We start from the raw sequence: 12,014 nt of genomic DNA on the forward strand, positions 1-12,014 counted from the left end.
GGGGCGGGACTGGCGGGGAGAAAGAGCGGAACCGGCGCTGGGCCGGGGCGGGGAGTTTACCATCTGCGCATGAACACCGATCCCCGTCACCCCCCGGCGCCGGTCCAGGCGCCCGAAAATGCCAACTCACTTGAGGCTGCGTCCGTCGCCGCCGACCCCGCCGCCGCGCGCATCCGGATCGTCCTGGTCGGCACCCAGCACCCGGGCAACATGGGCTCGGCGGCGCGGGCGATGAAGACCATGGGCCTGTCGCGGCTGGTGCTGGTCGCACCGGAGAAGCCGCTGGACCGCGACGCCTACGCGATGTCGGCCGGCGCCGACGACGTGCTGGAGGCGGCCCGCGTGCTGCCCGACCTGGCCACGGCGGTGGCCGACTGCCATCTGGTCCTGGGCTGCACCGCGCGCAGCCGGCGCATCGCCCTGGAGGAACTGGCCCCGCGCGAGGCGGCCGCGCGCATCGACGGCCGCGCCCGCGGCGGCGGCGAGGTGGCGCTGGTGTTCGGCCGCGAGCGCACCGGCCTGGACAACGAGGAACTGCAGCTGTGCCATGCGGCGGTGCACATTCCGGCCAATCCGGCCTACAGCTCGCTCAACCTCGGCGCCGCGGTGCAGGTGCTGAGCTACGAACTGCGCCTGGCCGCGCTGGCCGCGACCGCCGCCGGCGGCGTTTACGAGCGGCGCGATCCGCCGGCCTCGCACGCGCAACTGGAGGGCTTCTTCGGCCAGCTCGGCGAGGCCCTGGATGCGATCGACTTCCACAAGGGCCGCACCCCGGATTCGGCGATGCGCAAGCTGCGCCGGCTGTTCCTGCGCGCCGACCTGGACGAGCGCGAGGTGCGGCTGCTGCGCGGGGTGCTCGCGGACGTGGAGCGGATGGCGATGCTGGCCGGGGACAAGCGCTGAGGTCTTCGCGGGAGCGGTAGCGACGGTCGCAAGAGCAAGAGCAAATCCCCCTGGCCCGCCTTTGCAAAGGCGGGGTAGCGCGGGGCGTGGGGGCGGCGAGTTTCGTGGGACGGCATGAGGCCGGGGCGTGCGGCGGCAGGAGCGTGCTGCCGAAGGGGCGGTCCCGGTGCGGGGCGGCTGTGGCGGCGGTCGCGGACCGATGGACGGTGGGGCGGCCCCGGTTCCGGTCCGGGCTCGGTTTCGATTACGCTCGCTAGGCAATCCGACCAGGTGACGACTGTTGAGCGTTAGCGCGCGGAATTCCGGTTTGTGGTGGGCGCTGGTCCTGGTCCTGTTGGGCGCCTTCGCCGCGACCGCGCCGGCGGCCGAGCCGCACGACGTGCCCGGCGGGCACAAGCACGGCTCGGATGCCCGCGTGCTGGTGCTGGGGCGGATCAGCGACGATCCCAAGACCCATTACGAACAGCTCAAGCCGCTGCTGGACTACGTGGTCCCGCGCATGGCCGACGTCGGCATCCGCGAAGGCCGGATCCTGATGGCCAAGGACGCCCAGCAGATGGCCAGCTACCTGCGTCGCGGCCGGGTCGACTGGGTCAGCGAGACCGCCGGCACGGCGATGCTGCTGGAGCAGCGCGCGCAGACCCGGCCGCTGCTGCTGACCGAGCGCGACGGGGTCAGCCACTACCATTCGGTGTTCTTCGCCCGCCGCGACAGCGGCCTGCGCACGCTCAAGGACCTCAGCGGCCACAACGTGGCCTTCCAGCGCCCGTCCTCGACCAGCGCGTATTTCGTCCCGGCGGCGACCCTGCTCGAACAGGGCCTGGCGCTGGAGATCCTGTTGTCGCCGACCGACCGCATCAACCGCGGCGCGGTCGGCTATCTGTTCGCGCGCTCGGAGCTCAACATCTCGACCTGGGTGCACAAGCGCCTGGTCGACGCCGGGGTGATGAGCAACCTGGACTGGGACAACCCGCGCCGGGTGCCGGACGCGTTCCGCCGCGACCTGGTGGTGATCGGCCGCAGCGAACAGTATCCGCGCGCGCTGGAACTGGTCCGCGGCGATCTCGATCCCAAGGTCGCCGCGCGCCTGCGCGAGGTGCTGATCGACGCCGCCGGCGACCCGGACGCCGGCGAGGCCCTGCTGCGCTTCTTCAAGACCACCCGTTTCCTGCCGATCGACGCCGCTTCGCAGCGCAGCCTGGATCACATCGGCGAAGGCGTCGCGCGGGTTCGCGCGGAGGTCGAATGAACCTGCGCGCCGGCTTGCAGGCCAAGTTCCTGGCGATGATGGCGGTGGCCTTCCTGGGCGTGACCGCGCTGATCGCGATGCTGCTGGAGCGGCAGGAGCGCACCCAGAGCGAGGTGGTCGGGATCAGCCGCGAGGCGATGCGCGACACCATGGCCGAGAGCCTGCGCCGGCACGGCGAGGGCGAGGTGGCGCAGCTGGCCGGGTCGCTGACCAACCCGCTGTACTACTTCGACCTGGACGCGATCGGCGAGCTTGGCCGCGCGGCGATGAACAACCCCGGCGTGCGCTACGTGCTGGTCTACGACAGCGACGGCAACGTCGTCCACGACGGCAGCGAGGAAATCCCCAGCTACGGCAAGCGCATGGACGATGCGATCGCGGCCCAGGTGGTGCGCGCGCAGGGCCTGCACGCGCAATGGACCGAGACCACCCTGGACGTGTCGGCGCCGATCAAGATCGGCCAACAGCGCCTGGGCGGGGTCCGGGTCGGTTACGACCTCAAGGCCATGCGCGCCTACCAGGACGGCGCCTTGGACAAGCTGCGCAATCGCCTCAACGAACTCGGCCGGCGCCAGTTGCTGTGGGTCGGGGTGTTGAGCGTGGGCCTGCTGGCGCTGGGCGGGCTGATGCTGTGGCTGATCCAGCGCTGGCTGGTGAAGCCGATCCGGCAACTGGCCGACGCCGCCCAGGCGATCGAGAACGGCCACTTCGACAGCGCGCCGGCGGGCGGGCAGGGCAACGACGAGGTCGGCGACCTGATGCGCGCGTTCGGTCGCATGAGCCAGAGCCTGGCCCGCCACGACCGCGACATCCGCCGCATGGCCTACACCGACGCCCTGACCGGGCTGGCCAACCGGCTGGCGTTCCGCGAGGCGTTGGACCAGCGCCTGCTGCACCTGCGCGACGGCGGCGGACAGCTGGCGCTGCTGTTCGCCGACATCGACGATTTCAAGCGGGTCAACGACACCCTCGGCCACGATGCCGGCGACGAGGTCCTGCTGCAGTTCGCCCAGCGCATCCAGCAGACGGTGCTGCGGATCGGCGGCGAGCACGCGCTGCTGGCGCGCTTCGGCGGCGACGAGTTCGTGATCCTGGTCGAGGGCGGGGACGATCGCCAGGGCGAGGCGCGCAGCATCGCCAGCCATCTGGCCGAAGTGCTGGTCGGCGAGCTCGGCCAGCCGATCGTGGTCCACGACCGTCAGGTGTTCCTGGGCACCTCGATCGGCGTGACCCTGTATCCGGAGGACGCCTCCGGCGCGACCGGGCTGATGAAGAACGGCGACATCGCCATGTACCAGGCCAAGGTCGCCGGCAAGAACTGCTACCGCTTCTACAGCCGGGCGATGGACCAGGCGGTGGAGCGCCGGGTCCACCTGGAGCACGAGCTGCGCGGCGCCTGGGACCGCGGCGAGCTGAGCCTGGTCTACCAGCCGGTGTACCGCCTGGCCGACGGCGCGATGGTCGGCGCCGAGGCCTTGCTGCGCTGGAAGCACCCCGAGCAGGGGCTGATCGCGCCGTCGGTGTTCATCGACGTGGCCGAGCAGAGCGGCATGATCGAGACCCTGGGGCCGCAGGTGCTGCGCGCGGCCTGCGAGGACGCGATGGCCTGGCAGCGCGCGCGCCCGGACGCCGAGCCCTTGTTCGTGTCGGTCAACGTCTCGCCGCGCCAGCTGCGCAGCGGCGACCTGCCCAAGACCGTGGCCGACTGCCTGCACGACACCGGGCTGGCGGCGCACCACCTGCACTTGGAACTGACCGAGACCGCGGTGATCGGCGACGAAATCCACGCCAGCAACCTGCTGGCGCGGTTGCGCGCGAGCGGGGTCAAGGTGTGGCTGGACGACTTCGGCACCGGCTTCTCCGGGCTCAGCCATCTGCGCCGGGTGCCGGTGGACGGGGTCAAGATCGACCGCAGCTTCATCGCCGACGTGCTGCGCGACCCGGACGACTTGGCGCTGACCACGGCGATCATCGCCATGGCCCACTCGCTGGGCATCACCGTGGTCGCCGAGGGCGTGGAAAAGGAAGGCCAGTACGCGGTGCTGCGCGAGCGCGGCTGCGACCTGGCCCAGGGCTATTGGCTCGGCCACCCGGTCAACGCGCAGGAGTTCCGCGCCCTGTTGACCGCGTAGGTACGGCGATCGCCCGGGCGTCGGCGGCCGGTCCGGAGTGCCGCCCCCCAAAGGGGAGGAGCGGCGCAAGCCGCGACCACGGGACGCGCAGAGAACCCAACGCCGTTGTCGTTGATCGAAGCCCGAATCTGTCGCGTGGGGGGGCGGCGCAAGCCGCGACCACGGGACGCGCAGAGAACCCAACGCCGTTGTCGTTGATCGAAGCTCGAATCTATCGCGTGGGGGGCGGCGCAAGCCGCGACCGCCATCTCTCAATTCGCCGCGTCTTTGTCCTGCGCCCCTGTAGGAGCGGCGTAAGCCGCGACCGCGTTCTTGCGGTCTCGCGCCGTTTGCCGTTCGAAGGCTACAAGAGCTCCAAAGCTCCAAAGCAAAGCTTCCGTCCGCAAGCGGCCGGGTCACTTTCTTTGTCCAAGGCGACAAAGTCCCACGGGATTTCCTTCGGTCAAAAGTAACCAAAGAAAACGCCATAACTGTTTCGAATCAAAAGCCACTATGGGACGGAGCTTGCGCAGGGCTGCTCCGCACAGGCCATCCCTGGCCTGGCTGCGCACGGCCCGCATCCCTGCGGGCCGCCCTCCGGGGCTGCTTTTGTCCTCGCGAGTTCGCTGCTGCGCCAAGCTGTTCACGGCAACGGCAACGGCAACGGCAACGGCAACGGCAAAGGCAAAGGCAAAGGCAAAGGCAAAGGCAGGGGTAGGGGACGGTGGCTGGTCTGGCCTGCGGCATCGAGCCACGGCACAAGCGGCTACCGGCGCCGCGCTCAACCGATCTTGCTGCGCGCCAGCGCGATCCACTCGGCTGCGGCCTGGGCCAGGGTGCCGGAGAGGATGCCGAATACGCCGACCGCGGCGGTGCCGGCGATCCAGGCCAGGCCCATCAGCTTGCCGTCGCGTTCGAGCAGGGCGAAGGCGAACAGCAGCAACAGCGCGCCGAACAGGAAGTTGGTGAACGGAATCGGCAGCGACAGCAGGATGCCGAGCAGGACCAGCAACAGGCCGGTGAAGGCGTTGGCCAGGCGGTGATCGAGCAGGCAGGTCGCGCGCGGGCGGACCACCCGCTCCAGCCGCGCCAGCCACGGCGCCAGCAGATCGCGGAACTTGGCCATCGCGTGCCGGTGCGGCCCGCGCCGGGCGATGAAGCCCGGCAGCCACGGCTTGCGCAGCCCGATCAGCAGCTGCAGGCCGACCAGCACCACCAGCGGGCCGCTGACCGCGCCGCCGACCCCGGGAATCGGGAAGAAGGCGGGCAGGGTGGAGACGAACAGCAGCATGCCGAAGGAGCGCTTGCCGAGCCCGGCGAAGACGTCGCCGAAGCGCACCACCTCGTCCGGATCGCCGGCGACGATCGCGTCGAGCAGGGCGCGGGTGCCGGCTTCGTGCGGGCGCGGGCCGCGCCGGCGGCGCGAGCGCGGACGCTCCTCGTCGCCGGCCTCGGGGCCGCGATCAGCCGCCGAGCTCATCGTCGCCGGACTCCTGCGCCTTGGCCTGCGGCTGCAACAGCAGTTTGTCGATGCGCGGGCCGTCCAGGTCGATCACTTCGATCCGCCAGCCCGGCCAGGCGAAGTACTCGCCGACGTGGGGGATGCGGCCGAAATGGGCGATGACCAGGCCCGCGGCGGTGTGGAAATCGTGCTCGTCCTCGTTCGGCAGGCGACCGCCGCCGATGACTTCGCGCAATTCCTCCACCGGCAGGGCGCCGTCGATCAGGTAGGAGCCGTCCTCGCGCTGCACCACCGGCCCGGGCTGATCGTCGGACTCGGCGGTCTGGACCCGGCCGATCACCGCGCCCATCAGGTCGTTGACCGTGACCAGGCCGGCGACGTCGCCGTATTCGTCGACCACCAGGGCCAGCGACTGCTGTTCCTCGCGGAAGATCTCCAGCAGCTTCAGCGCGTGGGTCGATTCGGACACGAACAGCGCTTCGCGCAACTGCCCGAACAGGTCCGGTTCCGCGCCCGGCACGCCCAAGATGGCGAGCAGGCTCTTGGCCTCGAGCACGCCGAGCACGTCCTGGTCGCCGCCGCGGTAGACCGGGAAGCGCGAGAACGGCGACTCGCGCATGATCGCCAGGTTCTCTTCCAGCGGCGCGGACGCGTCCAGCCAGGCGATCCGGGTGCGCGGCGTCATCAGGCTTTCGCTGGTGCGGTCGCCGAGGCTGAGCACGCGGTTCATCATCTTGCGCTCGTCGGCGTCGATCACGCCTTGCTCGTGGCTTTCGGTCACCAGCAGGCGGATCTCTTCTTCGCTGATCTCGCTGCGCGCGTCGTCCTTGATCCCGAGCAGGCGCAGCACGGCGCGGTTGATCGCGCCCAGCGCCATCACCACCGGCTTGGCGAAGCGGGCCAGTCCGTCGAGGACCACCGCCACGGTGCTGGCGATCTTCTCCGGATTGGTCAGGGCCAGGCGCTTGGGAATGAGCTCGCCGAAAATCACGCTGGAGGCGGTGATCAGGGTGACCGCGGTGCCGATGCCGATGCTGCGCGCGTACTGCGCCGCATCGGGCACGATGCCGCTGATCCAGCCGGCGATGACCAGGCCGATGGATTCGCCGCCGAAGGTGCCGGTGAGCACGCCGATCGCAGTGATGCCGACCTGCACGGTCGACAGCAGGTGGTCGGGATGCTCGGCCAACTGCAGGGCGATGCGGGCGCCGCGGCTGGTCTCGGCCATCTGCTTCAGGCGCAGCTTGCGCGAGGTCATCAAGGCCATCTCCGACATCGCGAAGAAGGCGTTGAGGACGATCAGGGCCGCGACGATCAGGAGCTCCAGCATCGGCAATGCCTCCTGCGGCCGGCGGAATCACGGAGGGGGCGCATTGCGCGGCGGAAGCGGGCCGGGGATCGGCCGGGCGGCGGTTTTGGGTCGTCGTCCATTGTGCGAGGCGGAAAGGCGGAAGGGGGGCGGAGCGGCCGGCGAAACCGGACGGTCGGGCCGGCACCGATCTTAGCAGGGTGGTTCGGCAGGCCGGTTTGCCTGGCTGGGGGCCGGGCCCGCCTGCGTCCGACTGTGCCCGCCGCGGCGCGGCAGAGGCGTGAAAGCCGCGTGCACACGGCGTTGCGGGGCCGTTGGCGTTGCGGATGGGGGCGGCCGCGGCCGGCGTCAAGGTGGGCGGGCGCGCTTCAAACCGTCATAATCGCGCCCGCAAACCCATTCGGCCCTGGCGGCCGGCAACCGCGGCCACAGGCCAGAGGCACCCCAGCATGTTTTCCCTGCAGACCATTTTCGGCCAAGGCAACCAGTTCTACACCCTGCTCGAGGAGGCCGCGGTCGCCGCCCACGACAGCACCAAGGCCCTGCACGACATGCTCAAGGCGGCCGACCGGCAGCCGGCCCTGGACGCGTTCAAGCTGGCCCGCCAGCGCGAGCGCGAGACCTCGGACAAGATCAGCCAGGAACTGGTCGACAGTTTCATCACCCCGATCGAGCGCGAGGACATCGAGGCGCTGAGCTCGGCCCTGTACAAGATCCCCAAGCAGGTCGAGAAGTTCGCCGACCGCTACTCGCTGGCTACCCGCCACCTCGAGCACATCGACTTCGCCCCGCGCGCGGCGATGCTGGAACAGGCCGCCGCGGTGGTGGTGAAGATGGTCCATCAGCTGCGCCAGCTCAAGCTGGAGCCGATGAAGGTCCTCAACGACCAGTTGCGCGCGCTGGAGAACGAAGCCGACCGGCTGATGCTGGAGCTGTACCGCGACATCTACTCCGGCCAGCTCGACAACCTGCAGATGTTCCTGCTCAAGGAGTTCTTCGAGATCCTGGAGAAGGCGATCGACCGCTGCCGCGAGGCCGGCGTGGTCGCCTACCAGATCGTGCTCAAGAACTCCTGAGGCCCGCGCCATGCTTACGCTGGTCCTGGTGGTGATCCTCGCGGCGCTGATCTTCGAGTACGTCAACGGCTTCCACGACACCGCCAACTCCATCGCCACCGTGGTGGCGACCAAGGTGCTTTCGCCGATGCAGGCGGTGATGCTCGCCGCCTCGACCAACCTGGTCGGCGCGCTGTGGGGCACCGCGGTGGCCAAGACCATCGCCTCGGGCCTGATCGACGCCGGGGTGGTCGAGATCGGCTCGCAGCTGATCCTGTGCGCCCTGCTCGGCGGCATCATCTGGAACCTGATCACCTGGTGGCTGGGCCTGCCGTCCTCGTCCTCGCACGCGCTGATCGGCGGCCTGTGCGGCGCCGCGGTCGCGGCGGCGTCGAACAACTGGCACGCGGTGGTCTGGTCGCATCCGGCCGAGCCGATCTGGAAGAGCGCCGGCGTGCTGTGGAAGGTGATCGTGCCGATGGTGAGCTCGCCGCTGCTGGGCTTCACCGCCGGCTTCCTGGTGATGGGCGTGCTGTTCGCGGTCATCTCCGCGATGGCCTCCAGCGGCGGCGTCCTGCGCAGAATCGCGCGGCCGCGCTGGGTCAACGGCTTCTTCGGCAAGGCGCAGCTGCTCAGCGCCGCCGGCATGGGCTTCGCCCACGGCATGAACGACGCGCAGAAGACCATGGGCATCATCGCCCTGGCCCTGATCAGCGCGCAGCAGGCCGGCACCCTGGACAACCTGCCGGCGTGGCTGGCGTTCCTGCACCCCTCGCCGGGCGCGATCGCCAACAACGACATCGACACCTGGATCAAGCTGACCTGCGCGGTGGTGATGGCGGCCGGCACCGCCGCCGGCGGCTGGCGGATCATCAAGACCCTGGGCCACAAGTTGGTCAAGCTGCACCCGATCCACGGCTTCGCCGCCGAGACCAGCGCCGCCTCGGTGATCATGGCCGCCTCGTCGCTGGGCATTCCGGTTTCGACCACCCACAACATCTCCGCCGCGATCATGGGCGTGGGCACGGCCAAGCGCTTCAACTCGATCAAGTGGACCGTGGTCGAGAAGATGATCTGGGCCTGGATCCTGACCATCCCGGCGGCTGGCGGCATCGCCTACGGCCTGTTCGAGCTGATGCGCGCGTTCGGCTGGGCCTGAGCGTCGCGCGGCGACGGCAAGGTTCCGAGCAAAGAAAGCCCGCTTCGAGCGGGTTTTTCTTTTGCGCGGAATCTGCGGGGCGGGGTAGGGGCGGCGCGAGCTGCGAGCGCGGAACGGCGTCTTCGGGGTACCTGCCGAGAGCAAGAGCAAGAGCAAGAGCAAGAGCAAATCCCCCCTGGCCCCCCTTTTTCAAAGGGGGCAATCGCGGTGCTTGGAAGGGGGGGCGGGCGATCGAGGTTGGCGTCGCCTGTAGGAGCGGCGTCAGCCGCGACCACCGAAGCGGTGGGATACCACGCTGCGGCCCGAAACCCGCCGACCCGCCAGCCCCGAAAACAACGAAGCCCGGATGCCCGGGCTTCGGCGACGGCGCTTGCGTACCTTGCTGCGGTCGTCGCGGCTTATGACCGGAGAAAATCCCCGTGGGGCGCCGCTCCTGCCAGGGGCTTAGGACGAAGACGCCGCCGGATTGAGGGATGGCGCTCGCGGCTCACGACCGGAGGAAGTACCTGCGCGGCGCCGCTGCCGCAAAAGCGGCGAGCGAAACGGCCAGGCGCAAGCAGCCAAGCGCAAGCCGAACTCAGAGCAGGTCGCCGTTGGCCGACAGCACCCGTTCCATGCGATCGCCGACGCCGCCGATCTCCAGCACCAGGCGTTGCACTTCGGCGCCGTCCAGGCTTTCCAGCGGGCGGTTCTCGCACAGATGCAGGTAGGGCACGCCGTCCAGATCGCCGATCGCCAGGTAGCCGACGTGGCTTTCCCAGTTGAACGCCAGCGCGCGGCGCGCGTCCAGGCCGGTGGTCGGCGCGATCGCCGTGGCCACGCGCAGGAACGGGCGGCCGTCGTCGTCCATCAGCTCGGACAGGAAGATCGCCTGGTGGCGGGTGCCCTGCTCGAGCGAGAGCTCGATGCAGATCACGCTCTCGTCGTGAACGGTGAGATGGAACCCGGTCCGGGTCAGGTGCTGGCGGATCTGTTCGAACTGCATGGGGGCGACTCCTGCGCGCTACAGCGCCTTATGCTACCGCGATGGACAGCGAAACTGCCGCCGCACGCATCCGCGCCGCGATCCGCGCGATTCCCAAGGGCCAGGTCGCCGGCTACGGCGAGGTCGCCCGCCGCGCCGGCCTGCCGGGCCGGGCGCGCCTGGTCGCGCGCCTGCTCAGCGAGAACGAGGACGCCAAGCTGCCCTGGCACCGGGTGCTGCGGTCCGACGGGCGGATCGCTTTTCCCGAGGGCTCCAAGGGCTATCGCGAGCAGGCCCAGCGCCTGCGCGCCGAGGGCGTGACGGTGGAGAAGGGCCGGGTGCGGGGACAGCGCGCCGCGGCGACCCTGGACTCGCAGATCTGGGGGCCGCCGGAATGAATGCCGCCCGCCCGCGCAAGGCGTATCCACATCGCGCTCACGGCGCCGCGGCGGGGCAGCGGCTACCATAGCCGCCGGTCCGAGGAGTCGCGATGTTTTCCAGTATCCCGCCGGTCACCAGGAAACTGCTGATCGCCAATGTCGCCGCGTTCGTTCTGCAATGGCTGTTGAGCTTGAGCCCGTCGACGCGGTCGTGGGTGCTGTGGCTGGAGCTGTGGCCGTGGCTTCCGGCGCAGCTCGAGTCCGCCGGCCCGGGCTTCCTGCCCTGGCAGTTGCTGAGCTACGGCTTCCTGCACGGCGGCGTCGGCCACCTGGCGTTCAATATGCTGGCCCTGGTGATGTTCGGCGCCTCGCTGGAGTATCACTGGGGCGCCAAGCGCTTCGCCGTCTATTACTTCGTCTGCCTGGTCGGCTCGGGCCTGCTGCAACTGCTGTTCGCCTCCTACGCGGTGCGCCACGGCGAGTTCTACCTGACCCTGGGCGCGTCGGGCGCGATCTACGGTCTGCTGCTGGCCTACGGCATGTTGTTCCCGCTGCGGCGGGTGACCTTGCTGCCGTTCCCGATCGTGCTCAAGGCGCGCACCCTGGTGATCATCTACGCGGTCGCCGCGGTGGTGTACGGCGTGTTCGCGCAGGGCAGCGGGGTGGCGCATTTCGCTCATCTGGGCGGCATGCTGATCGGCTGGCTGACGATTCTCTACTGGCGCCGGCGTCCGCCGGGCGGCGGCAACGGCGGCAACGTCCGCGATGCGCGCCGCGAGGCTTTGTTGCGGCGGCGCCGCGCCTCGAAGCTGCGGGTGGTGAAGTAGCCGCTGCCTGTAGGAGCGGCGCGAGCCACGGGACGCGCAGAAACCCCAAGACCGTCGTCAGCGATCGAAGCTCGAGGCTATCGTCTGCAGGAGCGGCGCGAGCCGCGACCGCCATCCCTCAACCTCGCCGCGTCTTTGTCCCAAGCCCCTGTAGGAGCGGCGCAAGCCGCGACCACGGGACGCGCAGCAGGTCCAAGGCCGACGCCATCAAGCGAAGCCTGAAAACCTCCGCCAGGGTAGGAGCGGCGCAAGCCGCGACCGCCATCTCCCAATTCGCCGCGTCTTTGTCCTGCGCCCCTGTAGGAGTGGTGCAAGCCGCGACCGCCGTCCCTTGATCTCGCCGCGTCTTGTCCTGCGCCCCCTGTAGGAGCGGCGCAAGCCGCGACCGCGCTCTTGCGGTCTCGCGGCGTTAGTCGTTCGCAGGTCTCTGAAGCTCCAGAGCTCAAAGCTCCAAAGCTCTAAAGCAAAGCTTCCGTCCGCAAGCGGCCGGGTCACTTTCTTTGTCCAAGGCGACAAAGAAAGTAACTGCACTGTCAACGTACAAGTGCATCAAACGGCTTGAACACGTCCCGAATCACCTTGTCGGCCAGCTCTG

10 protein-coding genes are annotated in these 12,014 nt (G+C 69.5%); 7 read left to right on the top strand and 3 right to left on the bottom strand.

Annotated features, from left to right (window positions below):
* Positions 1-69: 69 nt before the first annotated feature.
* The 3 genes from AC3A57_RS20285 to AC3A57_RS20295 all read left to right on the top strand — a co-directional run bounded on the left by AC3A57_RS20285 (position 70) and on the right by AC3A57_RS20295 (position 4,284).
* Entirely contained in the window at positions 70-903 is an 834-nt protein-coding gene (locus AC3A57_RS20285; protein ID WP_487580549.1) for an RNA methyltransferase, read from the top strand.
* Between the two features lie 280 nt (positions 904-1,183).
* Positions 1,184-2,152 carry a phosphate/phosphite/phosphonate ABC transporter substrate-binding protein gene (locus tag AC3A57_RS20290; protein ID WP_487580550.1) on the top strand — a complete coding sequence of 323 codons (969 nt, stop codon included), beginning with the start codon at positions 1,184-1,186 and terminating at the stop codon, positions 2,150-2,152.
* The gene (locus AC3A57_RS20295) at positions 2,149-4,284 is read left to right on the top strand and encodes a putative bifunctional diguanylate cyclase/phosphodiesterase (protein ID WP_487580551.1); all 2,136 of its coding nucleotides are present in this window, start codon (positions 2,149-2,151) and stop codon (positions 4,282-4,284) included. The genes AC3A57_RS20290 and AC3A57_RS20295 overlap by 4 nt, the downstream gene beginning before the upstream one ends.
* Positions 4,285-5,044: 760 nt before the next feature.
* Here AC3A57_RS20295 and AC3A57_RS20300 read toward each other — a convergent pair.
* Together AC3A57_RS20300 and AC3A57_RS20305 are read right to left on the bottom strand one after the other, a co-directional pair.
* On the bottom strand, positions 5,045-5,743 hold the full coding sequence (locus AC3A57_RS20300; protein WP_487580552.1) for an exopolysaccharide biosynthesis protein: 699 nt from the start codon (positions 5,741-5,743) through the stop codon (positions 5,045-5,047).
* Positions 5,727-7,055, bottom strand: coding sequence for a hemolysin family protein (locus tag AC3A57_RS20305; RefSeq protein ID WP_487580553.1), 1,329 nt, complete (start codon positions 7,053-7,055; stop codon positions 5,727-5,729). The genes AC3A57_RS20300 and AC3A57_RS20305 overlap by 17 nt, the downstream gene beginning before the upstream one ends.
* Before the next feature lie 428 nt (positions 7,056-7,483).
* Between AC3A57_RS20305 and AC3A57_RS20310 the strand changes: the two genes are divergently transcribed.
* On the top strand, positions 7,484-8,110 hold the full coding sequence (locus AC3A57_RS20310; protein WP_487580554.1) for a DUF47 domain-containing protein: 627 nt from the start codon (positions 7,484-7,486) through the stop codon (positions 8,108-8,110).
* 10 nt (positions 8,111-8,120) lie between these two features.
* The gene (locus tag AC3A57_RS20315) at positions 8,121-9,248 is read left to right on the top strand and encodes an anion permease (RefSeq protein WP_487580555.1); all 1,128 of its coding nucleotides are present in this window, start codon (positions 8,121-8,123) and stop codon (positions 9,246-9,248) included.
* 577 nt (positions 9,249-9,825) lie between these two features.
* Here AC3A57_RS20315 and AC3A57_RS20320 read toward each other — a convergent pair.
* Positions 9,826-10,233 carry a hypothetical protein gene (locus AC3A57_RS20320; RefSeq protein ID WP_064748436.1) on the bottom strand — a complete coding sequence of 136 codons (408 nt, stop codon included), beginning with the start codon at positions 10,231-10,233 and terminating at the stop codon, positions 9,826-9,828.
* 41 nt (positions 10,234-10,274) lie between these two features.
* Between AC3A57_RS20320 and AC3A57_RS20325 the strand changes: the two genes are divergently transcribed.
* On the top strand, positions 10,275-10,610 hold the full coding sequence (locus AC3A57_RS20325) for an MGMT family protein (protein WP_221673340.1): 336 nt from the start codon (positions 10,275-10,277) through the stop codon (positions 10,608-10,610).
* A gap of 92 nt (positions 10,611-10,702) precedes the next feature.
* Positions 10,703-11,419 (top strand): rhomboid family intramembrane serine protease, encoded by a 717-nt coding sequence (locus tag AC3A57_RS20330; RefSeq protein WP_487580556.1) that lies wholly within the window; start codon positions 10,703-10,705, stop codon positions 11,417-11,419.
* Positions 11,420-12,014 lie beyond the last annotated feature (595 nt).

This window comes from Lysobacter sp. Soil_C_15, from assembly GCF_057657315.1.